Source organism: Limisphaerales bacterium, assembly GCA_014382585.1.
Classification (GTDB): Bacteria; Verrucomicrobiota; Verrucomicrobiia; order Limisphaerales; family UBA1100; genus JACNJL01.
The window spans coordinates 1-23,798 of record JACNJL010000037.1; the positions used below are offsets into that span (position 1 = coordinate 1).

Annotated in this window: 19 protein-coding genes; 4 read left to right on the forward strand and 15 right to left on the reverse strand. The window is 58.2% G+C overall.

Going from position 1 to position 23,798, the window contains the following annotated elements:
- Positions 1-251 precede the first annotated feature (251 nt).
- The 5 genes from H8E27_07260 to H8E27_07280 all read right to left on the reverse strand — a co-directional run bounded on the left by H8E27_07260 (position 252) and on the right by H8E27_07280 (position 6,965).
- Positions 252-1,676, reverse strand: a complete 1,425-nt coding sequence (locus tag H8E27_07260; GenBank protein ID MBC8325407.1) for a DUF1501 domain-containing protein — start codon at positions 1,674-1,676, stop codon at positions 252-254.
- 59 nt (positions 1,677-1,735) lie between these two features.
- On the reverse strand, positions 1,736-2,278 hold the full coding sequence (locus H8E27_07265; protein ID MBC8325408.1) for a hypothetical protein: 543 nt from the start codon (positions 2,276-2,278) through the stop codon (positions 1,736-1,738).
- 47 nt (positions 2,279-2,325) lie between these two features.
- The gene (locus H8E27_07270; protein MBC8325409.1) at positions 2,326-5,187 is read right to left on the reverse strand and encodes a PSD1 domain-containing protein; all 2,862 of its coding nucleotides are present in this window, start codon (positions 5,185-5,187) and stop codon (positions 2,326-2,328) included.
- Positions 5,188-5,195: 8 nt separating this feature from the next.
- A complete protein-coding gene (locus H8E27_07275) occupies positions 5,196-6,398 on the reverse strand; it encodes a hypothetical protein (GenBank protein ID MBC8325410.1) in 1,203 nt (400 codons plus the stop codon).
- A 144-nt stretch (positions 6,399-6,542) separates the two neighbouring features.
- A complete protein-coding gene (locus tag H8E27_07280; protein ID MBC8325411.1) occupies positions 6,543-6,965 on the reverse strand; it encodes a DUF1801 domain-containing protein in 423 nt (140 codons plus the stop codon).
- A 156-nt stretch (positions 6,966-7,121) separates the two neighbouring features.
- On the opposite strand from H8E27_07280, the gene H8E27_07285 reads away from it, so the two are divergent.
- On the forward strand, positions 7,122-7,709 hold the full coding sequence (locus tag H8E27_07285) for a redoxin domain-containing protein (protein MBC8325412.1): 588 nt from the start codon (positions 7,122-7,124) through the stop codon (positions 7,707-7,709).
- A gap of 82 nt (positions 7,710-7,791) precedes the next feature.
- Positions 7,792-9,213, forward strand: coding sequence for a DUF1501 domain-containing protein (locus tag H8E27_07290; GenBank protein ID MBC8325413.1), 1,422 nt, complete (start codon positions 7,792-7,794; stop codon positions 9,211-9,213).
- Between the two features lie 67 nt (positions 9,214-9,280).
- Here the strand turns inward: H8E27_07290 and H8E27_07295 are convergent, their stop codons facing one another.
- The 3 genes from H8E27_07295 to H8E27_07305 are packed head-to-tail and all read right to left on the reverse strand — an operon-like array spanning position 9,281 to position 12,460.
- A complete protein-coding gene (locus tag H8E27_07295; protein MBC8325414.1) occupies positions 9,281-10,396 on the reverse strand; it encodes a beta-lactamase family protein in 1,116 nt (371 codons plus the stop codon).
- Complete coding sequence (locus H8E27_07300) at positions 10,393-11,430, reverse strand: dipeptide epimerase (protein ID MBC8325415.1); 1,038 nt, start codon at positions 11,428-11,430, stop codon at positions 10,393-10,395. Before H8E27_07300 ends, H8E27_07295 begins: the two co-directional genes overlap by 4 nt.
- Position 11,431: 1 nt before the next feature.
- Positions 11,432-12,460 (reverse strand): DUF1611 domain-containing protein, encoded by a 1,029-nt coding sequence (locus H8E27_07305; GenBank protein MBC8325416.1) that lies wholly within the window; start codon positions 12,458-12,460, stop codon positions 11,432-11,434.
- 94 nt (positions 12,461-12,554) lie between these two features.
- Here H8E27_07305 and H8E27_07310 point away from each other — a divergent pair, with 94 nt between their 5' ends.
- Positions 12,555-13,697: a sialate O-acetylesterase gene (locus H8E27_07310; protein ID MBC8325417.1), complete on the forward strand. Its 1,143-nt coding sequence runs from the start codon at positions 12,555-12,557 to the stop codon at positions 13,695-13,697.
- A gap of 106 nt (positions 13,698-13,803) precedes the next feature.
- The gene (locus H8E27_07315; GenBank protein MBC8325418.1) at positions 13,804-14,793 is read left to right on the forward strand and encodes a C-terminal binding protein; all 990 of its coding nucleotides are present in this window, start codon (positions 13,804-13,806) and stop codon (positions 14,791-14,793) included.
- On the opposite strand, the gene H8E27_07320 is transcribed toward H8E27_07315, so the two are convergent.
- The 7 genes from H8E27_07320 to H8E27_07350 all read right to left on the reverse strand — a co-directional run bounded on the left by H8E27_07320 (position 14,790) and on the right by H8E27_07350 (position 23,740).
- Positions 14,790-16,400, reverse strand: coding sequence for a sulfatase (locus tag H8E27_07320; protein MBC8325419.1), 1,611 nt, complete (start codon positions 16,398-16,400; stop codon positions 14,790-14,792). The genes H8E27_07315 and H8E27_07320 overlap by 4 nt on opposite strands.
- 53 nt (positions 16,401-16,453) lie before the next feature.
- Positions 16,454-18,190 carry an acyltransferase family protein gene (locus H8E27_07325; protein MBC8325420.1) on the reverse strand — a complete coding sequence of 579 codons (1,737 nt, stop codon included), beginning with the start codon at positions 18,188-18,190 and terminating at the stop codon, positions 16,454-16,456.
- A gap of 14 nt (positions 18,191-18,204) precedes the next feature.
- Positions 18,205-18,747: an ankyrin repeat domain-containing protein gene (locus H8E27_07330; protein ID MBC8325421.1), complete on the reverse strand. Its 543-nt coding sequence runs from the start codon at positions 18,745-18,747 to the stop codon at positions 18,205-18,207.
- A gap of 74 nt (positions 18,748-18,821) precedes the next feature.
- The gene (locus H8E27_07335) at positions 18,822-20,099 is read right to left on the reverse strand and encodes a hypothetical protein (GenBank protein ID MBC8325422.1); all 1,278 of its coding nucleotides are present in this window, start codon (positions 20,097-20,099) and stop codon (positions 18,822-18,824) included.
- 122 nt (positions 20,100-20,221) lie between these two features.
- A complete protein-coding gene (locus H8E27_07340) occupies positions 20,222-21,634 on the reverse strand; it encodes an aldehyde dehydrogenase family protein (protein ID MBC8325423.1) in 1,413 nt (470 codons plus the stop codon).
- Positions 21,635-21,686: 52 nt separating this feature from the next.
- Positions 21,687-22,736 carry an alpha/beta hydrolase gene (locus H8E27_07345; GenBank protein MBC8325424.1) on the reverse strand — a complete coding sequence of 350 codons (1,050 nt, stop codon included), beginning with the start codon at positions 22,734-22,736 and terminating at the stop codon, positions 21,687-21,689.
- Positions 22,737-22,777: 41 nt separating this feature from the next.
- Positions 22,778-23,740, reverse strand: coding sequence for a sialate O-acetylesterase (locus H8E27_07350; protein MBC8325425.1), 963 nt, complete (start codon positions 23,738-23,740; stop codon positions 22,778-22,780).
- Positions 23,741-23,798 lie beyond the last annotated feature (58 nt).

Here is a 23,798-nt window from a genome sequence, read left to right on the forward strand (position 1 = left end):
ACGGTTTACGTTGGATCTAAGGACAAAAAACTCTATGCCATCAAGACCGACAGCAAAGGTCTCGCCAAAAGCCCGTGGCCCATGCGTGGGCAGAATGCTCAGCACAACGGTCGCGCATCCACGAAGGAATAAAACCCAATTAACGCGCGGCACCTCGGCCTTGCCGCTCGCCGTGGCTGGCCACAGTGACGAGGTAGGGCGGTTTCTCCGAAACCGCCTCGGCGCGCTCGGAGAGCATGCCCTCCCTTGGCTTATGCCAGAATCTCGCGAACGACTTTCCCGTGCACATCGGTCAGGCGATAATCGCGACCGGCGTGGTGGTAGGTGAGGCGTTCGTGGTCGAGGCCCATGAGGTGCAACAGCGTGGCCTGCAAATCATGAATGTGCACGGGGCGATCGGCGATGTGGAAACCGAGTTCGTCGGTGGCGCCCAAGGTCACGCCGCCGCGGACACCGCCGCCGGCGAGCCATAGACTGAAGGCCTGCGGATGATGATCGCGGCCTTGCGAACGGTTGAGGGTGGGATTGCTCTCGACCATCGGCGTGCGGCCGAATTCGCCACCCCAAATGACTAGCGTGTCGTCGAGCAAACCGCGTTGCTTGAGATCCTGCACGAGCGCGGCGCTGGCTTGATCGGTGGCGCGGGTGTTGTTGGTAATGTTGCCAGCAACGTTGGAGTGGGCGTCCCAGCCGGAGTGATAAATATTCACGCACCGCACGCCGCGCTCGATCATGCGCCGCGCCAGCAGACAGGCGCGGGCGAAAGAGGGTTTGGCGGGATCGGCACCATAGAGTTTGAGGGTCTCGGGGCGTTCGCTTTTCAGGTCCATCAACTCGGGCGCGCTGGCCTGCAGGCGGTAGGCCATTTCATAACTCTCAATGCGAGTGGCGATCTCGGGATCATTTTCGATTTCCAATCGACGCCGATTGAGCGCGCCAATGAGATCGAGTGAATCGCGCTGAAGCTCGGCATCCACCCCGGCTGGCCGGCTGACGTTGAGGATGGGATCGCCGGAATTGCGGAAGCGCACGCCGGCGTGTTTGCCGGGCATAAACCCGGCCGACCACAGGGCCGAGCCGCCGCTGATGCCGCCGCCGGTGGAGAGCACGACAAACGCGGGGAGATTGTCCGTCTCCGCGCCGAGCCCGTAGCTGAGCCACGAGCCGAGACACGGCCGGCCGGGCTGGGCGAAGCCGGTGTTCAGGAAAATCTGGCCGGGCGCATGGTTGAATTGATCGGTATGCATCGACCGAATGATGGCGATGTCGTCCACAACCTTGGCGAGGTGCGGCAGTTTATCGGACAACTCCGCGCCGGATTGGCCATGGCGCGCGAAGGGAAAGCGCGGCCCAAGCACGGCGGCATCGCGCTGAATAAAGGCATAACGTTGATCACCGATGACCGAGGGCGGCAGCGGTTTGCCCTCCAGCGCCTTGAGCTGGGGTTTGTTGTCGAAAAGCTCCAGCTGGCTCGGCGCGCCGGCTTGAAAGAGATGGATGACCCGCTTGGCTTTCGGGGCAAAATGCGTGCCCGCCGGTTTGCCAAAGGTATTGGATAGCAACCCCGCCAACGCCAGCTTGCCCACACCATACCCGCACTCCCGAAAAAAGTGCCGGCGGGTTGGGTTGGCCGCGGACTCGGGCACGGCTGCGGACTCGCAGGCTCGTCCCTCCATTTTAATTGCGCCGATGGAGGGACGAGCCTGCGAGTCCGTTGGTTTATATTCAGAATTCATCACGCTGCCTCATGCCATCTCAAGACATTCAACTCCCCTTGATAGGCCCATGGTTCACTCTCTTCAACCAAGCCCGCCCGCACTGGGTTGTTTAACACATATTGCCACTTCGCAGAATAGCTCTGTCCCATCCGCAATTGCCGGTCAAAAAAATCCTTTTGCCAGATTGGTTTTTGACTGGCGACCGGCCATTGCCGCGTGGCCTTGCCTCGCCACTTAAAAACCCAATCGCGCAATGCCGAAACTGGATGGGTGGCTGGGGCACAAAACAAATGCAGATGATCCGGCATCAGCACATACCGGCCGACCAACCATGCCTCAGAATCTTTCCAACAGCTGACCAGCAATTTGTGGATTTCATTTTGAGCCAGCAACATCCTTCGATCCTTAACGCAGACGGTTAGGAAGATGATCACCGATTGGTTGGGACGACGGGTTGTTGCATGATGCGGGAGCGTTTTGCGTTTGGGGTGGGGTTCGGGCACGGCCGCGGACTCGGCTGCGGACTCGCAGGCTCGTCCCTCCATTTTAATTGCGTCCATGGAGGGACGAGCCTGCGAGTCCGTTGGTTTTGTTTTATTCATTCCAGCTAATTGCGGGTAATAAATTCATGGGTGTTCAGGAGCACATGGGCGAGGGAGGCCCAGGCGGCGATGGTTTCCGCTGGGGAGGGCGGCTGGGGGCCGGCGATTTGCGCGGCCATTTTTTTATCGGCGGTGAATCGCCTTTTTTGTTTGGCGACATAGTCGCGCATGATTTTCATCTCACGCGCATCGGGCGGGCGGGTGAGGACGCGTTGAAACAAAGCGCGCATCACGGCCGGCTCAGCGCCTTTTTCCTGCGCGGCCCATTGGCCGAGGGTGCGGCTGGCTTCGTTGATGAAATTGTTGTTCAGCATCAACAACGCCTGCAGGGGCGTGTTCGACGCTTCGCGGCGGGCGACGCAGGCTTCGTGGCTGGGAGCGTCGAAGGTGTCGTGCATGGCGTAGGGCATGGAGCGTTTGCGATGGGTGTAGAGACTGCGCCGATAACGATCCGGGCCGGTGCTGGTGCGCCAACCGCCGCCGCCATAGATGCCTTCGCCGATGCTCTTGGTCTGCGGCGGAAACACGCTGGGACCGCCGAGCTTGGGATGCAGCAGGCCACTCACGCGCAGCACCGAATCGCGGATTTGCTCGGCGGACAAGCGAAAGCTCGGGCTGGTTTGCTGGCGGTAGGTGGCGCTGGTGACGAGGCGGCGCAGGAGTTTTTTGCGGGACCAATCCTGACGCATGAACTCCAACGCCAGCCAGTCGAGCAGCTCGGGCTGCGTGGGGGCGGCGCCGGTGTAGCCGAAATCCTCCAGCGTGGGCACGATGCCTTCGCCAAAGAGCGCGGCCCAGTAGCGGTTGACCACCACGCGTGCGGTGAGCGGGTTGCGCGGATCCACCAGCCAACGCGCGAGCCCTAGCCGGTTGCGCGGTTGCCCCTCAGCCAGCGGCGGCAGGAACGGCAGCACTTCAGGCCGGACCAGTTCGCGCGGAGAAAGGAATTCGCCACGATGATGCCGATGCGTGAGGCGGGTGTGCAGCAGGGGCCGTTCCTGCATCACCAGGGTGGTGGCGGGTTTGGGAAACTTTTTGCGCAACGCCTCGATCGGCTTGCGCGCCGTGGCCAAATCGTTCGAGCTTTCGAGATACCAAAACTTCAGTAACGCCCGGCTCTGGCCGCCCACCGTCTCGGCCGGGCGCGCCAGCAGGGTTTCAAACTCCGCCGGCATATCCTTTGCCTTCGCCGGCCGCTTGCTGGTGGTCACTGCGATACGGAATCGTCCGAGGCTTGCGGAGTAGTGACGGCTGAAATCCATTTTGATTTTCAGCGATTTCGCCGTGAGCGGCGCCTTCAACTGCCACACCGCCTGACTCGTCTTGCCCTCGCGTCCGCTCACCGACCAGCCGGTTTGCAAATCGCCATCCAACGCCGCCATGGCGCTCGGCTTGCCGCGGCCGATCCATTGTTTGGCGTAATTTTCCGTGCCGTGATGCAGCCCCACCGTTTGGCCATCGGCGGTGACCTGCAATTCGCTCAGGAAAAAATCGCCCTTCGGCCCTTCATAATACGCGCGGCCCGGGCCCTGTTTCGGCAGGCGATCATCGGGCAACGCCTCCAGTCGCAGCGCGGTGATGCCCGCGGGCAAATTGCGAAACTCCAGTTCATAGGTGTCGTGTTTGGAGGCATCGCCCTGCACGAAAATGCGGCCGGCATCATCCAGCTCCATCCAACTCCGGCTGGCCGTCCCGTCGAAGGGCTTCAACGTCCGCCACTCAATCGCCTCGGCACGGCCGGCCGCGAGCCAAGCCTCGAATTTCTTTTCGTCCACCGGCATCTTGGCCATCGCCTCGGCCATCTGCTGATGCAGGCGTTCCTCCTCGGCGGTCTGCGCGGGCGTGGGTACGGGCAGCTCGGGTTCGGCGGTGTTGTTCATGAACGCCATCATCTCGTAGTACGATCGATGCGGCACGGGATCGAACTTGTGCGTGTGACATTGCGCGCACCCGAGCGTGAGGCCCAGCCACGTGGTCGCTGTGGTGTTCACTCGATCGACCATTGCATGAAAACGAAACTCGAGCGGATCAATGCCGCCCTCTTCATTGACCATCGTGTTGCGATGAAAGCCGGTGGCCACGCGTTGGGCGCGGGTGGCCTTCGGCAACATGTCTCCGGCCAGCTGTTCGATGGTGAATTGATCAAACGGCAAATCGTTATTGATCGCCTGAATCACCCAATCGCGCCACGGCCAGATGGAGCGGGGGCGATCCTTTTCGTAGCCGTTGGTATCCGCGTAACGCGCGAGATCCAACCACGGCTGCGCCCAGCGTTCGCCAAAATGCGGGCTGGCCAGCAGCCGATCCACCAGCCGCTCATACGCGCCCGGTTTTTGATCTGCCACAAACGCCTGCACCTCCGCCGAGGTGGGCGGTAACCCAATGAGATCCAGCGACACGCGCCGGATCAACCGATATCGATCCGCCTCGGTCGACGGTTTTTGTCCCGCCGCTTCCAGTCGCGCCAATGTAAACCGATCCAACTCGTCCCGCACCCAGCCCGCCTGTTTTACCTTGGGCAAAGCCGGTCGTTTCGGCGCGATGAACGCCCAATGCTCCGTATACACCGCCCCGCCCTGCACCCAATCGCGCAGCACTTTTTTCTGGGCCGCACTCAAGGGCTTCTTTGCCGCCACCGGCGGCATCACCTCATCGGGATCCGCATGATCAATCCGCTCCAGCACCTGCTGCAACAGCTCTGCCTCGGGCCGTTCATCCAGACGCAGCTTGGCCTTGCGCGTGTTTTCATCCGGCCCATGGCATTTGAAACAATGCTTCGCCAAAATCGGCCGCACCTCCCGCTGAAAATCCGCCGCGTGCACCGCGCCGGAAACCAGCACGCAGGTCAATTCAACCCACTGACGGATGCTATTCACTATTGTTTGGCGGGTTTGTAGATCAGTTTGCCGGGAGACTTGGCCGCCACAAAGTAGTGCAATACGGCGTTGGTTTTGTCGTCTACGAGTCGCCAAACGTGGCCTGCGTAGGTTTGTTGCTGAGTATGATCGGTGGGGCGCATCTCGGCTCCAAACGAACGGGGATTGCCGTTGAAATCAATCCACTCCAGACGGATGGATCGTTTGCTGGCATTGGATATATAAATGCGCGTGCGATCGGGTGTGCGTGGCGAACGCCAATTTTCTGACTTGGGCGAAATGAGTTGCAGCGTCAGGGCGTTGTCCGGCGCAAGGGATTCCAGCCCGGATTCGAATCGCTTGTACCACGCTTTTGATGGGGCACTCCACGTGAAGGTGGGCGCCTTTCTGGCATCGTAGCCCTTGAGGTGCGTCGACGCGGGCTTGCGATCTGCCGGGCGTTGATAGCGCCATTTGCCATCGCCAAATACTTCCTTCACGAGCTTGGCGAGGCGTGGATCGTATTGTTTCAGCTCAGCGCGCGTGTTCACGTGGTTGTGGTCGAAATCATTTTCCCGGTTGGTGCCGAACCATGATTGCACGCCCTCGGCCCAGTACTCGTAATGGTTGCGGCCGGCATATTTCCCTTTCCAGAGCTGCTGCTTCACGGCGGCCTTATAAGTTGCCTCGAGCCGGTCATCAAAGGTGGGATCGGTTTCCGAGAGGCCCATCTGGTGGATGGCGTGGGCAAGTTCATGGATAAGAATATTTTCCGTTGAGTAGGGATCTTTCGGGTAGAGCAATAGATTTTCCTCGCCACAGCTTACAGCCGGCCGTTCAGGCGTGGCGCCCAAGCCACGCGCGCGCTTGTTCCAATAGAGCCGTGGCTGCAGGTTGCTATGCTCGGGAATCTGCGTGGTGTATTCGTGATGGGCCATGATGGCAAAACGCACCTTGTTCTTGGCCATCGCTTTCAGGATATCATCGCGCGGGCCAACCATTTGCCGGATGAGATACGCCGCCTCCAACAGTGCGTAGTCAGAAACATTTTTGGAGGACACAATCGAGAACCCGCCCACGTCCAAGTGCTTTTGGTAAAACGCATCCAGCTTGAGTGCCGCCCGCACTTTGACTGGGGGCGCGGTGACCTTTGATGGGGGTGCTGCTGCTAACAGCAATGCGGCAAACACGGAGGTGCAAACAAACAATCGTTGAAACAGCATATCGCCTGATAAACTGCCGCACCGCTACTGACAAGCCGAAACGTGTTTTGTGATGTGTGAATCGGCAATGGGTTTTGGAGGGACGAGCTTGCAAGTTCGTTTGGATCGCCCAAGGACTCGCAAGCTCGTCCCTCCATCATATGCTCACTTCACCGTTTCGGCCCCGGCAATTTCTGGGTTCTTGTAGGCCGTCTTAATCAGCTTTTTCAACGTGGGCAGGTGGGCGTCCTCGAGCTGGTTCAGGTAGAGGCAGGATTTGCCGATTTTGTGTTTGCCCAGTTTGGCGAGTAGCGCGGTTTGCTTTTCGAGCACGCAATGCAGATAGAGCGTCAGGTTTTGTTTGCGCGGCGAGAAGCCCACCGGGAACCACTCCCCCTCACTCGTCTTGCCGCGATACCGGAAGCTCCCGAACCCGACGATGGTCTTCCCCCACATCGCCGCCGGCTCGCCTGTCAATTTTTGCATTAAGGCCAGCACCGCCAAACAATCCGCCCGCCGTTGCTCGTCTGTGATGCTTGCCAGAAACGCATCCACTTTTGCGTCATTCTTTTGTGTTATTAGTGCCATGCGCAAAGCTCACCACAGAAACTGGTTTTTCGCCAACCAGAAAAGGCATTTCAAATAATCAGATAGCCTTCAATTCAACCATGAATAGGCGCTTGTCTTGCGCGTCTATTGGTACAGGGTTTTTTCCACTAACCCGCCCCATCAACCTAAATAGTTATGAAGAAAATTATTGTCTCGCTTGCTCTCACCTTCGCGGTGGCGCTGGTCGCCAACGCGGAATCACCCAAGGCTAAAGTTAAAACGCTCAAGGTGGGCGATGCCGCACCGGTTTTTAAAATCAAGGACACCAACGGTAAGCAAATTGACCTTGCGCAACTGACGGTCAAGGGGCCGGTGCTGGTGCGGTTGACCTGCGGCTGCCTCGGGTGCGACCGCGAGCTGCCGTATTTCCAGGCCTTGCACAAGGCGTATCAGAAGGAGGGCATCCGGCTGGTCGCCGTTTTTGCCGAGCCGGATGAGAAATTTGCCAAGTACGCGAAGAGCAAGCAGTTTAAGATGCAGTACGCGCTGGATCCAAAGCGGAAGAGTTGGAATATCTTTGGCACCAAAACGATGCCGAGCAATTTCCTCATTGGCAAAGGCGGCAAAGTCATCGCTATCAGCAAAGGCTGCGATCCCAGCGGCCTCATCGCGCGCAATCTCGGCAACCAGACCGCCACGCTGTTGAACACCGCGCAGGTGGACATCAAAACGCAGGTGGACAAAAACAAGAAGCCGACGCAGAAATCACAGCCGAAGAAATAGATTATTAGTTACTCAAAGCGCAGGGGTTACCCTGCGCTTTTTTATGGCTGGCACCGTCCGGCTGCTGGACTATAATTCCCCCATGCATCATTGCGGGCAGTTTACAAATTCATCGCTCACGCGGCGCGCCATGTTGGCGCGTTGTGCGAATGGGTTTGGCGGGGTGGCACTGGCGTCGTTGCTAGCCGATGAGGCACAGGCGAATGCCAGCAACCCGCTCGCGCCCAAGCCGCCGCACTTTGCGCCCAAGGCGAAGAGCGTGATTTTTCTCTACATGGATGGCGGGCCGTCGAGCGTGGACACCTTCGACCCCAAGCCGAGGCTCACGAAAGAAAACGGCAAGCCTTTCGGGCTCAAGATGGAGGCCACTCAGTTCAACAGCCGCGGCAAGACCCTCGGCAGTCCGTGGAAGTTTAAAAACTACGGCCAGGCCGGCATCCCCATCAGCGATCTTTTCCCGTACGTGGCCAAGCAAGCGGACAAGTTGTGCGTGATCCGCTCGATGACCTCCGCCTTTTCCGAGCACACCACCGCCAATTATTTTTTGCACACCGGCTTCGGCCAAGTCGGCCGACCGAGCATGGGGTCGTGGTTTAATTACGGCCTCGGCACGGTGAACCAAAATTTGCCGGGTTTCGTTGTGCTCAATGGCGGACTCATTCCGCCCGGCGGGCTCGGTTGTTTTTCCAATGGCTTTTTGCCCGCTGCATATCAGGGCAGCATTTTCAAATACGGCGCCAAGCCGCTGGCCAATATCGTCCGCACCGAGCGTACGCAGGAGCTGCAGCAAAACAAACTGAACCTGCTTCGCACACTCGACGCCGGCGTGGTGGGCCGGCTCGGAAAGCTGGACCAAATCGAATCGGCCATCGCCAACCACGAACTGGCCTTTCGAATGCAAAGCGCCGTGCCGGAGTTGACGGGTCTCAAAGGCGAAACCGACGCTACTCAAAAACTGTACGGCCTCGATGCCAGTTTCAAAAACACCGCCACCTTTGGCCGCAACTGCCTCATCGCGCGGCGGCTTGTCGAGCGCGGCGTGCGGTTCATTCAACTCACCTGCCCCGGCGGCAATGGCGATCGCTGGGATCAACACGGCGGCCTCAAGGCCGGCCACGAAAAAAATGCCAAGTCCGTCGATCAAGGCATCGGCGCGCTGTTGCAGGATCTCGATAGCCGCGGTTTGCTCGACAGCACGCTCGTCGTTTGGATGGGTGAATTCGGCCGCACCCCCTTCGCCCAAGGCAACAACGGACGCGATCACAACCCCTTCGGCTTCAGCCTGTGGATGGCCGGCGGCGGCGTGAAAGGCGGCATGACTTACGGCGCCACTGACGAGTACGGCTACAAAGCCATCGACAAGAAGCTCGAAATCCATGACCTCCACGCCACGATGTTGCACTTGCTCGGCATGAATCACAAAAAACTCACCCTCAGATTCAGCAGCCGCGACATGCGCCTCACTGATGTGCACGGCGAGGTGATCAACGACATTTTGGTTTAAGGGTTCAAAGGTAGGGCGAGCTCTCCGAGCGCGCCAAGGCGGTTTCGGAGGAATCGACCCAACCCTCTCAACGCGAAGGCTCCGGTGGCCACACGACCGAAAGCAACCGACCCGTGACTTTGCCGAGGTTGGCGTGCTCGGAATTGCTCATCACCACCACAGCCATTTTTTGCGCGGGCCAGAGGGCCATATGCGTGCGCGTTTTTTCTTGCGCGCCGCTGTGACCCACGAGGAGCACGCCTTGGCCGTCGGCTTTCCACGAACGCACCTCAGCCTCGTGATATTTCTTGAAACTGAACCCGAGGCCGTAGCCGGTGAGTTGGTCGTTGTTGGTTTTTTGTTGGGTCCACATTTTGGCGCGCGTGGCGGGCTTCACCAACTTTCCATTCAGCAATCCCTCGGCGAACTTCGCGAGGTCGCCGATGTTTGAGATGAAGCCGCCGCCGCCAAGCTTCCAGCTCACGTCGGTGTCGGTGGACACCGCCACTTTGCCATCGTGCTTGCGATAGCCAACGGCACGGTTTGGGGTTTTCTTCCACTGATAATCCGGCTGCAGCGTGGTCATTCCCAGCGGTTTCGCAATGCGGTCGCGCACTTGATTCGCAAATTTTTGTTTCCCTGCGCGCTCCACCGCCGCGCTAAGCAGGATGAATCCGTGCGTCGTGTACGCATACTTTTCCCCCGGCGCATTGACCACTGGCGAATGCTTAAATGTATCCAGCGCCAACAACACATTTTCAAATGGATGGGCCTGTTTGTACTCGCGCACCGTCACCACCACCGGCCCGTTTGAGTAATGCACAATGCCCCCCTGATGACAGAGCAAATGCCGCACCGAAATGGGCGCGGGCTTGGCGGGAAACTCCGGCACATACCGTCGCACGTCCGCTTTCAAATCCAGTTTCCCATTTTCCCAAAGCTGCATCGCCGTCACGCCCGTGAGGCTCTTGGAAATGGACGCCCAGCGAAACAGCGTTTGCTGCGTCACCGGCGTTTGCTTCTCGCGATTCGCCCAGCCGTAGCCATTCAGATATTCAACGCGCCCGTTTTGAATCACCCCCACCGCGAGCCCCACCAATTTCTGCTGCTTCATCTCATTCCGCATCGCGGTATCCACCGCCTCCGGCAAGGTGGCGGCGGAAACGTGAAGTAGGCAAAGGAAAAATGTGGCGACTGATTTCATGTGGCGGACAACAGTTTCTGTATCCCCAATCCCGGCACGTCGAGCAATTTTACGAGACCCTGTTCAACTCGGACACCCTCGGCGGCGTCTTGGGCGAGGAGCACGGCGCCGTCGAGGTCGGCGTAGTTGAGCAGTGGGGCGAGCTGGGCGGCGGCGGAGATGCCGACCGAGCTTTCGGTCATGCAGCCGATCATCACTTTGAGGCCGAGGTCGCGGGCGGTGGTGATCATGCGGCGCGCGGGGGTGAGGCCGCCGCATTTGCAGAGCTTGATATTGATGCCGTGGAAATGGTCGACGCAGCGCGGCACGTCGGCTTCAGCCGCACAGCTTTCATCGGCGATGAGTGGCAGGGCGGATTCGCGGAAGAGTTGGGCTTGGGCTTTGTGCGCTTCGGACCCATCGGGTTCGAGCGGTTGCTCGATGAACTCCACGCCTTGCCGCGCCATTTCGCCGGAGAGCGCGGCGGCTTCGTTGGGAGCCCAAGCGCAATTGGCGTCCACGCGGAAGATGGCCTCGGTGTGTTCGCGGAGGGCGGTGATGATTTCCAGATCGCGCGGGGTGCCGAGCTTGATTTTGTAAATTGGCCAACCGGGCATTTCCGCGAGCTTGGCAATCATCACGTCAACCTCGTCAATGCCGATGGTGAAGGAGGATTTCACCGCATCGTTTGGGTCGAGCCCCCACAGCTGATGCACGGGCGCGTTTTCCAGTCGCCCCCAAAGGTCGTGTGCGGCGCAGTCCAGCGCAGCGAGCACGAATGGGGCGTCGGCGAGGTGCTCGTCGGCGCAGAGATTCCAGAATGTTTCCGTGTCGTAGAATGTGTGGTCGGCGAGCACGGGTTCCATGGCGGTGAAGCGTTTTTTCATATCGGCCATGGCGGCGTCGTAATAGGCGTTCACCGTCGCCTCGCCGTAGCCGCTCACGCCGTCCTGTTGCAGCTCGATGATGATCGTGCCCTGAGCCGTGATGGTGCCGCGCGAAATAGTGAACGGATGCGTGAGCGGGAGATTGTATTCGTGCAGGCGAATTTTCATTTCAATCCTCCAGCATCCCGCGCGCGGCGTTCACCAACGGTTCCGCGCCTTCGCGGAAGACATCGGTGGCGGGGAGATTCCATTCGGCCTCGATGCGGGATTTCTCTTTTTGATAGGAGGAGGAGTCGACGTTTCGGCTGTTGATGGCCACCCCGATGAATTCGCAAGGGTGGGCAGCATTGGCCATGGCGTGGACGAGATCGCGCTGGGATTCCATATCGGGCAAGGCGATGTGGTCGACGCCTTTGACGTTTTTGCGGCCCATTTCGTAGCAGTAAATGAGTGCGTGCGGCAGGCAGCCGTGTAACAGACCCAACGTAACAGCCGAGTAACACGGATGAGTGAGGCTGCCTTGGCCCTCGATGACGAGCACGCGATGGTGCTGGTGCGCGAGGATTTGTTTCTCGACCGCGCCGCTGATGAAATCGGCAACGACCGCATCGACCGGGCAGCCGTCGCCTTCGACGAGCATTCCGGTTTGGCCGGTGGCGATGAACTTGGCGTCCACACCCGCGGCGCTCAAGCCGCGCGCCAGCTCGATGGAGACGACCATTTTGCCGAGGCTGCAATCGTGGCCGACGGTGTGGATGCGGAGGCAATCGTCGGAAATATTATTGCGTTGGGCGACGTCGCGTTCGTCGTTGGCGCGAAGGTCGCGCAGGGTGGCGCCGCTGGTTTTTGCGGCGGCCACAAACTCGGCGTCGTCATTCAAGAAATCGTGCAAGCCGGATTCCACATCCATCCCGCGCGCGATAGCGGCGAGCACCAGCGCGCGCATTGGCGCGGGCAGTCCGCCGCCGGTGGGGGCAATGCCGATGAGCAGCACATTGGCCTCGGGCACGGTCTCGAGGGAATTGACGATGGGCAAATCGCCGCCCACCTCAAGCAGGGCTTGCGCGGGTTGCGGCGGCACGGTGGTGTCGAGTACACCCACCACTTCATCGCGCCGATAGCGAATGACGCTGCATGCGGTCTTGGCCGAGTTCGGGTTGCTGAGGCCCTCGGTGAGGATGAGAATTTTTCGTTCCACGCCGCGCGGATGGTAGCAGAGCACTTCCGGCGGCAAAGCAAAATGGCGTTTTCGCTTGCGGGCGGGCGCGGGTTCGGTAGCCTTGAGGCACACCATGAATTCCATGAAACATTTTCTCTTGCTCACGCTTGCTTTTGTCCTGAATTTTTCTGCGTTGGCGGAAAAGAAACTGGTGAAGGTTTTCATCTTGGCCGGACAATCGAATATGGAGGGCAAGGGCGGGATTGATCCGTTGTTGAACCATCAAATCAAGGCGCCGGAGACGAAGGCGTTTTTTGCGCATCTGCACAAGGAGGGGAAGTACATCGAGCGCGATGATGTTTGGATTAATTATTTGAACCGACGCGGCAAGTTGACGGTGGGTTACGGCTCGCCGGGCAAGATCGGGCCGGAGCTGGAGTTTGGCCACGTGGTAGGCGATCACTATGAGGAGCCGGTGTTGATCATCAAAACCGCGTGGGGCGGCAAGAGCATTGGGCGTGATTTCCGGCCGCCGAGTTCGGGGCTGCAGTCGAAGGAAAAGATTGCGGAGTTCATCGAGAATATGTGCAAGCGTGATTTTAATAATCAGATTCGCAACGAATGGAACAAGGCGAAAAAGGATAACCCGAAAATCACGCGCAAGGAAATTGAGGCCAAGAGCAGCGCCTCACTCGACGCCATTCGCAAAGCCAGGGCCGGTGAGTATCGCAAACAAGTGGAGGAAAGCTACGGCCATTATTATCGGCTGATGATGGAGGAGATAGCGGTGACGTTGAATGAGTTCAAACAACGCTTTCCGGATTACGACGGACGCGGCTATGAGCTGGCCGGTTTCGTGTGGTTCCAAGGATGGAACGATATGTACAACGGATTTCAGGATGAGTACGCGGCGAACATGGCGAACTTCATCCGCGACGTGCGCAAGGATTTGAAGTCGCCAAAGCTCCCCTTTGTTATCGGCCTCATGGGCCAAAATGGATTCAAAGAGGCGCAAGGAAATATGGCCCTCGTGAAGGCGGCGCAGTTGTCGATGAACGACATCGCCGAATTCAAAGGCAATGTGAAAGCCATCCCGACGGATGTTTACTGGGACAAAAAAGCGGATGCGGCCTATCCAACGTGGCGCAACAACTTCGAAGCTTGGAAAAAAATCGGTTCCGACCGGCCTTATCATTATCTCGGCAGCACCATCACCTTTTCCAAAATCGGCCGCGCCTTTGGCGAAACGATGCTGGAGTTGCGCAACGGCAAATAGGAACGGCAAATAGGAACGGCAAATAGGAACGGCAAATAGGAACGGCAAATAGGAACGGCAAATAGGAACGGCAAATAGGAACGGCAAATAGGAACGGCAAATAGGAATGGCGAACAACAAAAGAAAGCCATTGGTCGCGGTGCTCGATTGGAAAACCGCGCCGGCCAGCAGCAGTGGAGTGGATATCGAGGCCAAGGTGCTTGGCAATATCTCGCGCACGAAATATTTCCTCATTAATTCCGAAAACGATTTCACGGCGGAAATTCTTAATGCAGAAGTATTGGTGGTTTGGCAAAACACGCGTATCACCGAGCGAACCTTGTCGCGGTTAAAAAACTGCCGCGCACTTATTCGCAACGGTGTGGGGTTTGATTCGGTGGATATTGACGCTGCGGCGCGCGTCGGCATTCCCGTTTGCAACGTGCCCGATTACGGCACCGAGGAGGTGGCCGATCACGCCATTGCGCTGGCCTTGGCGCAGGTGCGGCAGCTCTTTCCGCTTAACCGCGAAGCATTATCGCTCGGCTGGACGCTGCACGTGAAACACAAACTGCGCCGGTTAAGCTCGCTCACCCTCGGCATCGTGGGGCTGGGCCGCATTGGTACGGCGAGTGCACTGCGTGCGAAGGCGCTTGGCTTCCGCGTGGTATTTTATGATCCGTATCTGCCCAGCGGTGTGCACAAGGCGGTGGGCATTGAGCGCGTGGATGCTTTGACCCAACTGCTGAAGCAATCGGATGTGGTGTCGCTGCATTGTCCGCTAAATGACGAGACGCAATATCTCATTGCGGAAAAGGAATTGGCCCTGATGAAGCCGACGGCGTATCTCGTAAACACCGCGCGCGGGGGGGTGGTGAACAAGAAAGCGGTGCTTGCCGCGTTGCGAAAAGGCGTGATCGCCGGCGCGGGGCTGGATGTGATTGAGGACGAGCCACTCAAAACCAAAGCCGAAGCGCGCACGCCCAATCTCATCGCCACTTGTCACGCGGCGTTTTGCAGCGTGGAGGGCATGATTGAAATGCGCACCACTTCCGCCCGCATCGCCAAGCAAGCGGTGCTGGGCCAGCCGCTGGACAACGTGGTGAACGGGCTTTAATTGTTCGTGGCGGTGCCGGGGCGGACTTTGTCCTGCCACTCTTTGGGCTTTTCCGAAATATCGCTGTCGTCCTCGTAATGTTTTTGCAGGCCGCGCAGTTTCTTTTTTAAATCTGCGGCGAGCTTGCCGGTGCCTTTTTTGCCGTAGAGATTTTGCAGCTCATCGGGATCGCTTTGCAGGTCGTAGAGTTCCCATTCATTTCCAAACTGATAAAAGTGCATCAGCTTGTAACGCTCGGTGCGGATGCCGTAGTGGCGGGGGATCATATGCACGCTGGGGTATTCGTAGTAGTGATAGTAAATGCTGTTGCGCCAGTTTTTTGGATCTTGCCCGCGGAGCAATGGGACGAGCGAAGCGCCCTGCATATCGGCGGGGATTTTTGCGCCGGCGATGTCGAGAAAGGTTTCGGCGTAGTCGAGGTTTTGGATGAGATGCGTGTCGCGCGCGCCCGGCTTGGTGACGCCCGGCCAATTCACGATGAAGGGCATCATCAGCGATTCCTCGTACATCCAGCGCTTATCGTACCAGCCGTGGTCGCCGATGTAAAAACCCTGATCGGAAGAATAAATGACAATGGTGTTATCGGCGAGGCCCAGGTCTTTGAGCGTGGCGCGCAGCCGGCCGACGCTTTCATCGACGCCCTTCACGCAACGCAAATAATTTTTCGCATAGCGCTGAAACTTCCATCGTACGAGTGCCTTGCCGGTGAGGTTGGCTTTGTGGAACGCGGCGTCCTTGGGCGCGTAGGCAGCCCGCCATTGTTTCAACTGCGCGGGCGTCATGCGTTTCATGTTGCGCCACGCGGAACGGTCCTGACTTTTTTGCGATGGCGGCTGGTCATAATCCGGCGTGAGATCGACAAAGAGGTCGTAGTTCAAATCCATATGCCGATCGATTTCCAGTTCCTGATGGCGCGCGGGCGGGGCGTTGTCTTTCCATTGGTCGAAGAGCGTGGCCGGCTCAGGAATCTCGATGTCATCATAAAGATGCAAATGGCGCATCGCGGGCATCCAATTGCGATGCGGCGCCTTGTGCTGCACCATCATCATGAAGGGTTGGTTATCCTTACGCTGTTTGGTAAGCCATTCCACTGCAAGATCCGTCACCACATCCGTGCAATAGCCGTCAATGCGCCGCCGGCCATTGGGAAAAATCATATCCGGATTATAATAGAGACCCTGCCCCGGCAGCACCGCCCAATCATCAAACCCCTGCGGTTGGCCCTTGAGATGGCTCTTGCCGTAGATAGCCGTTTGATAGCCGGCCGTTTGCAATAGTTTTGGGAAAATCTGTTGCTTCCAGTCGAAGCTATTGCCGTTATTCATGAAACCGTTTTTGTGGCTGTGTTTGCCGGTCATGATCACCGCTCGGCTCGGGCCACAAATGGAGTTTGAGCAAAAACTTTTCTCAAACAGCATACCCCCTTTCGCCAGCCGATCAATTTCCGGCGTTGGGTTCACCGATTTCAACCAGCCATTGTACGCGCCGATGGCGTGCGGCGCGTGGTCATCAGAAAAAATGAACAAAATATTGGGCCGCTGATCTTTGGCGTGGGCCAAAGCCGCTGCGAATACAAAAGCGATGAGAATGGGAACAGATTTTTTCATAGCATACAAAAAAGTGAAACCCGAATGTACCGGCGTTGTTCGGAAAGTCAAACTCAGGCACGCGATCGTTTGCCGTTGAGCATGGTGCCGATGAATGTGTAGCGGACGACGAATTCATAAATCACCAATAGCGGTAGGGTGGTGAGGGCGCAGGCGATGAGGAATTTCAGAATGCTCGGCAGCGCCCACGGGCTGATCCACGCCTGCACCAGCATGATCACCGGCAGGTGCGCGATGTACAGCCAGTAGGACGAATCGGAGATGTACCGGATGAATTTGTTTTCACCGGAGAAAAATTTGCGGAAGAAACCGATAAAGCCGAAGATCATCAGCCACGTATAAGCCACCGTGCAGGCGGCTAGCAGCGCGCCGTTGTTTCTGCTGCGCACGAGGCACAGTCCCGCGAGCAGCAAGGGTACCGCGAGCGCAAAACTCAGCGGCCATCGTTGGCCCACTTTGTTTTCAAATGAGTCGCGTCCAAAACACATTGCACCGAAGCCGAAGAAAATCGCGTAATAAATCAGCAAAGGCGGCCACGGCAAAAAACCCACCGCGGTGGTTGGCCCAAAGTCTCCGGGCATCATCAGTTGCGGCACAAAGGTGACCGGCAACAGCCATAGCCAACGCCACGGCGAGGTGATCCATCCATCGGACAACGCCTTCCACTTAAGTTTGCCGAGCAGCCACGTGATCAAAAGGAAACCTGCCACCAACCACGCGAGATAATAAAGGAACCACAAATGATGAAACACCGGCGCGAAAAAGATAAGCATCATCAGTGGTCCGCCAAGCGCGCCCTTGAGATTGCCGCCTTCGGATTGTTGGCCGCCCGCCTCGGTGAGCATTTTGGCGATGACCGGTCGGGTGGCTTTGACGCGTTCCAAGTCCAAGTTCAATTGAAACAGGCCGTCAACAAATTTGTAAATGCCTTCCACTTCCCCCCATTTCCCACTGACATTCGAAAGCGCGGTGTCGCCTTTTTTATTTTTTGCGTTCACCTCCGCGCCATTTTTCAGCAGCAGCGCCACAAAATCTGTGTGGCAGAAAAAAGCAGCCAAGTGCAGCGCGGTATCGCCTTCCTTATTTTTCGCATTCACCAGCGCGCCGCCTTCCACCAGCAGCCGTGCCGCCTCGGTGTTGCCGTACAGCGCAGCCACGATCAGCGGTGTGCTGCCGCCGGTGGGCTCGCGCGTTTCCAAATCCGTGCCACCCGCAATGTGCCGTTTGAGTGCCCCCGCATACTGCGGATCCAATGCGGTAAAAATATCCACGTCCGCAGTTTCGCCGGGATTCTCCAGTCTGGATTCTGCTTGCATCGCCGCCACTTCTTTTTTCTTTGCATCACCGTACATCCCGGCGGGAATGATGGCGCCCCAAACCAGCGGCAGAGCAATTGCGAGCGGCAGCAGAATCCGTTTGGCGCGATGTTTGGCCAGTGATTTCAAACCGCGATTGCGCCACAGCATTGCGGTAAAAAAGCCACTCACCAAAAAAAACAATTGCATTCGAAAGCCATGCACCGCGTGCAGAACAAACTCATACGGGCTGTAAGTCGGCGGCGCGTCGAGCCCCGCAGCCTCAAGCGGCGTAGCCAGCGCGGCGGGCACTTCCACCACCGGCTGCTGCAAATCCTGTGCCGGCCAGATGGGCACGGGAAAAAACGAAAGCACCCCGTGCAGCACAATGCCAAGCAACATCGCGAATGCACGCAGGGCATCCAGGTCGTGGAAGCGTTTCTTTTCCAACACCGGCAAAGGTGATGTGGACTCAATGACAGGAGGTTGCTCCAAAAAGTTTCCCAGTGCTAACTCAGCATCTCGGCGATTTTGGGCCGGGTTTGCTGGATTCGATTATAATCCAACGGAATCCCAGCCGGTTTAAAAAGGATTCCGTTTAATAAATCATAGATAGGCTTGACCTGATCCCAAGGTGCCAGCGCTCCATCGAGTGCGGTTGCACCTGTGTTGGATTTGATTGCTTTATCCGCGCCCGCCTTTAGGAGTGCCTTCACGATCTCGGGGTGACACAGGAATGCGGCCGTATGCAACGCGGTATTGCCATCTTTATTTTGGAGGTTCAAGTCCGCCTTGGCTTCAATAAGCATCTTGGCAGCTTCCGCTTGCCCCAAGCCAGCGGCCGCCATCAGTGGGGTGGTTTTTTGGCCATCCGTCGAACGCTGATTCAGGTCGGTGCCGGCTGCGATATGTTGCTTAAGTGCCTCAAGATTCCCTTCACCTGCTGCCTTGAAGACATCCACATTGGGTGGGGCTGGTTTCGCGGTTTCTTCTTTATTGCCGCAGCCAATTAGCAGCGCGGCAATCAGTGGGGTTATGAGTAGTTGATTCATTTGTTTCAATTCAGTCCATCTTGTCACTTTTACTACGCGTGTCTGGCGGACTTTGTTACCATTTTTCTCGAAGTTTATTTGCTGCCGCCCCGAATAACCCCTTGCTGTGCCGCTTCGAGTCCGGCGTCCATTTTGTTGAGGACACTGTTGAGTTGTGGATGATCAAATTCGTCACGGAAATTTTCAATCAACCGGCGGCGGTTGGCAATGTTTTGTGCGGGTGCCTCGTTGATGCCCTGCATCAGCGCGCTGAGCGGCAGTTTTATCGCTCCCCAATTTAACGCTCCGCTTTCTTCCTGCTGGGCCATCCCTTCCCGCATGGTTTGCATCAGCAACACATCCGCCTTCGGATCCGCGCCAATGTGACGGAGGATCGCATCGCGAATGGCGTACCGGTCAAGGTCGTCGGTAAGCCGATCATCGTTCATCACGGTATGAAAAATTGGCAACGCATCCGTTCCCAAAACCTGCCGCAGATAACGCAGCACATCGCCATCGAGCCGGCCGTCAGCGGTGATGAGCAGTGTCTTGGCGGTGTCCACAAAAACGAGGTCCTTGTATTTCACGAGGATGGCGTAGAGAAAACCTTTTGCGCGGCGATCCACCGCCATCGAGTCGGCCGTGATGGGCGGCAGCTCCGTGAGCAAGCGCCGTGTGGCCTCGAGAATTTTGTCCACGTACAGGTCACGCGCGATTTCTTGCAGGGCGGTTTCGAGATAGGCCACCTCCACACCGCGTCGGGTGTTTTCCAAAATCTTTAGCAGCAACTGCTCCGCCTGTTCCGAGCCGATGGCCGCCACCACCTCCAGCAACCCCAATCGCAGTGTGGCCGGAAATTCATCGTTTGGTTTCGGAAACGGCCGGAAATAATTCCAGGCTGATGCGGCAAGTTTCTTACCCTCTTTGCCGTTGCTTTTGTCTCCGGCAGTTTTCTTTTCTTTGGCCGCTTGCGCTTTGGGGGGGTCCAGCGATCCTAATTCCAAATCTACATTCCGCTCCAAAAAATTTGCTATCCCCGGCAGCGCCGCATCCCCCCGGTCGACCAGCGATTCCAGAAAATACACCGCCCGCCGTTTCACCCGTGTGTCGCCCGGCTTCAACTCCTGCAACCGCGCCAGAATTTCTTGCACTGTGGCCACTGTGGGTTCCTGGGCTTCATGGCCATCCACGGTAACAATCACCGCCGCCCGCGCTTTCGCCGCATTCAACTCACCGCGCATCCCGGCTTTGGTCTCCTCATTGGTGCGTACCAAATCTGAAGCTGCCTCATCCCGGGCTGAGGAATGTCCCGTCGAAACCATCCAGAACGTGGCTCCCGAGGTCAACCCCGCCGTCACCAAAATTAGAATCATATTTTTCATAACAGGATGATGGTGAAACTCTGGCTCAAGGCCAATTTCAAATCAATACGCCAAAAAGGCAAAGTGGTTACATTCACTGAAATAAAATAGTCGAATGTTTTATTGATAAAAAACTACCCGTGAATGACCACCATTTTGGTTTCGGTCATTTCCTCGATGGCGTACTTGGGGCCTTCCTTGCCGAGGCCGCTGTCTTTGAGCCCTCCGTAGGGCATGAGGTCGGCGCGCCACATGGGGCCCCAGTTGATGTGCAGGTTGCCGCTCTCCACCTCGCGGGCGAAACGCAGGGCGGCGTCGAGGTTTTCGGTGAAGATGCCGGCGCTGAGGCCGTAGGGGGTATCGTTGGCCAGCGCAATGGCTTCGTCAATGTTCGCTGCGCGTGTGACGCCGACAGCGGGACCAAAGAGTTCGTCGCAGCTCAGGCGCATGTCGGGGCTGACATCGGCAAGCAGCGCGGGCTGGACGACTGCGCCGTCGCGTTCGCCGCCGCAGAGGAGGCGCGCGCCGTTGGTGGCGGCTGCGCCAATCCACTCTGCCACGCGCACGGCGTCACCTTCGCGCACGAGCGGCCCGACGTTGGTGCCTTCGGCCAACTGATCGCCCGCGGTGAGGCCAGCGACGCGCGGCTGCAGTTCGTCGAGCAGATTATCGTGAATGCCCGGCGTGGCGATGACGCGTTGGCAGGAGATGCAAACTTGTCCGGCATTGGCAAAGCCGGTGGCGACGGTGGCGGCGGCAACCTTCTCGAGGTCGGCGTCGTCGAGCACAATGAGCGGGCTGTTGGAGCCGAGCTCCATGGTTACACGCTTCAGCCCGGCGGCGGCGCAGATGGCCTTGCCCACCTCGGCACTACCGGTGAAGCTGATTTTGCGAATGCGATCCTCCGCGCAGATTGCCGCGCCAATGGAACTTCCCAGGCCGGTGAGGCAGGCGATCGCTTCTGGAGGCAGGCCAGCCTCGAGCAGAATCTCCACTAGCTTCAAGGCCGAGAGCGGGGTGTCGGTGGCGGGCTTAATGAGGACGGCGTTGCCTGCGGCAATGGCGGGGCCAATCTTGTGCGCCACGAGGTTGAGCGGAAAGTTGAAGGGCGTGATGGCCGCGACGATACCCACGGGAACACGTAATGTGAATCCGAGCTTGCCTGCACCACCGGGCGCGGCATCGAGCGGCAGCACCTCGCCGGTGATGCGCCGGGCTTCGTCGGCCGAAAGGTCAATCGTCTCCGCCGCGCGCGTGACCTCGAGTTTTCCCTCGGCCAGAATCTTGCCTTCCTCGGTCGATAAAAGTGTGCCGATTTCATCTTCGCGCGCGCGCAGGAGTAGTGCCGCCTTGCGCAAAATGTCGCAACGCTCCAGCGCTGGCATTGCCCGCATGATCTTCGCGCCCTCGACGAGGCCGTCGACGGCAGCGGTCACATCCGCTGGCGTCGCCGCCGGCACGGTATCGAAGGCTTCGCCGTTGAACGGATTGACCACGTCGATCCGCGAGTCGCGCTCGGCCCATTTGCTTTTTAAAAACATTTTCATAAATCAAAACGGCGGACTCGCTGCGAGTCCGTTTTATTTTCACTAATCACTCTCACTTCCCGGTGAGTTTTTTCACCAGAAAATCATTCACGCCACGGTACGCCTTGATGGGCGGGCCACCTTTGTATTGCACGTGGCACTCGATGCCGAGCTGGTCCATCGCTTCCTTGAGCTCGATGCCGAGGCGCGGGTGGTGCACCCACTGGTTTGGATTGGTTTTTTCGGTGACTGGCGAATCAGCCGAGCCGTAGGTTTGGTAGCAGGGCGGGTCGTCGCGCGTGAGGTAGGTGATGGGGGAATTGATGCGGGCGCGTTCGGTGAGTTGCGGCGTCCACTCAATGTCCCCTTCGCCGCGCAGGCCGAAGATTGCACGCATGGCGGGATGCGGGATGAGATTTTTCACGCCAAACCATTTGCGAAAAGTCACGGGGCTGAGGGTTGGTTGGCCTCCGCTGGGGGCGAGGGCGATGAGGCGGGTGGATTCTCGTTTAACGGGATCAGCGTTGTCCGGATCGGCAAGGTCATTGTGGAAGCCGAGCCACATGAGGATGCACGCGCCGGCCGAGCCGCCGGTGGCGGCGAAGCGGGTTTTGTCGAGGTTGTACTTTTTTGCGTGATGCCGCAGGAATTGCAGCGCGCGGCCCGAGTCGTGCATCGCACCGGGCAGCGGATTGTTGCCACCCTCGGTGAAACGATAGTTGATGGCTGCCACCGAGATGCCCGCGGCGTGCATGCGCTTGATGAGGTTCACCTGCCGGTGGTAGCTGCTCTTGTCGCCTGCGCGAAAGCCGCCGCCGTGGATGCAAATGAGTAGCGGTGTGGGGCGGTCGTTCCTCACGAGCCAAAGGTCGAGCTTGTGCCGTGCGTGTGTGCCGTAGGCGATGTCGGCATTCGTGGGCTTGAGCACGGGGCGGTTGGCCTCGCGGTTGCTCCGAAGTTTCTGAAATGCCTTTGCCTCAGTGTGCGTGAGGATGCCGTCCTGATTGGCATCGGCGGCGGGGTAACGCTTGAGGATGCGCTGGAGATTTTCATTGGACTTGGAGGTGGGCTCGGCGGCACCGCAAAGCACAGCCGTAAATAATAAACAGAGAATGCGGTTCATGGGGTAAGTCTGCCTGAAAATCGCCGTGCGGCAAATGGAAATCAGCGGCGCAAGTCGATCATTGCCTTGCCCAGCGCGTCGCCAATTAAAAAATAACTCTCCGCATTGCCGAACCAATGATGCCCGTGGCCGACGTTGGGCGATTGTTCCTTGGGCCGCGCGAAGGCGGTGGTGGGGACAAACAATACATTGCCGCGAAAATCCCTCCGTTCCGCCGCCGCCTTTTGCGCGGCGCGAATGGCGAGCATGTTGGCGCTTCCCTGCGGGCCGCCGTTGCCCAGCTCGCCGATGATGACGGGCAGCTTGGGCACCTTAAACTCCGTGCGAACGTCCTTGATGAGGTGCACAAGATTGGTTTCGTAGTCCGCAAGAGCCTCCTTGTTGAACATATCGTTCCAGCCTTGAAACCAAATGAAGCCGGCGATCTCCAGTTCCTTGCCGGCCAGCGCGGGGAACTCCGTCGCGGCATTTGCCAAGCCCTCGCGTACCTCGGCCAGCATCTTTTGATAAAATTCACCCGTCTCGCCGCCGGCGCTGGGCGGGCGAAAATCCTTGTGTAAACTCTTGCCGCCCCACGCGGTTTTAATGAGCAACACCGGCGTCTCAATCGCGTCGCCAAGCCGATGGCCAATTTGAAGTTCCGGCCCGATATGATGCCGGCTGTTTTGCGAACCGTAGCCGGTGAAGCCAATCGTCAACCCACCGGCCATCACGCCGCTCCGGTTTCGGAAGCGCACGAAGACATCATCGCGCACGGTCCAAGTGCCGTTGGCGTCCTTGAGATGAGCGTAGCGGGTTTTGTTCTCCGGCGTGGTCATGACGTTTTTCAAAATGCCCTTGCCGCCGTTGTAGTTGCGCGGGTGGTCGAGGTCCACCACACCCTGTCCTTCCATGTTGGATTGGCCGGCCAGGATGAACACCTGCACGGCATCGGATGACGTTTGACAACCGGTGATGATGAATGCAGCCAGCAATAGCGCGAGAGGCATGAAAGGGATTCGCATACCGGAACCTAACCGCAGAGCGGCCGAGGGCACAGGGAAAAAATCGCCGAGCCCTTTC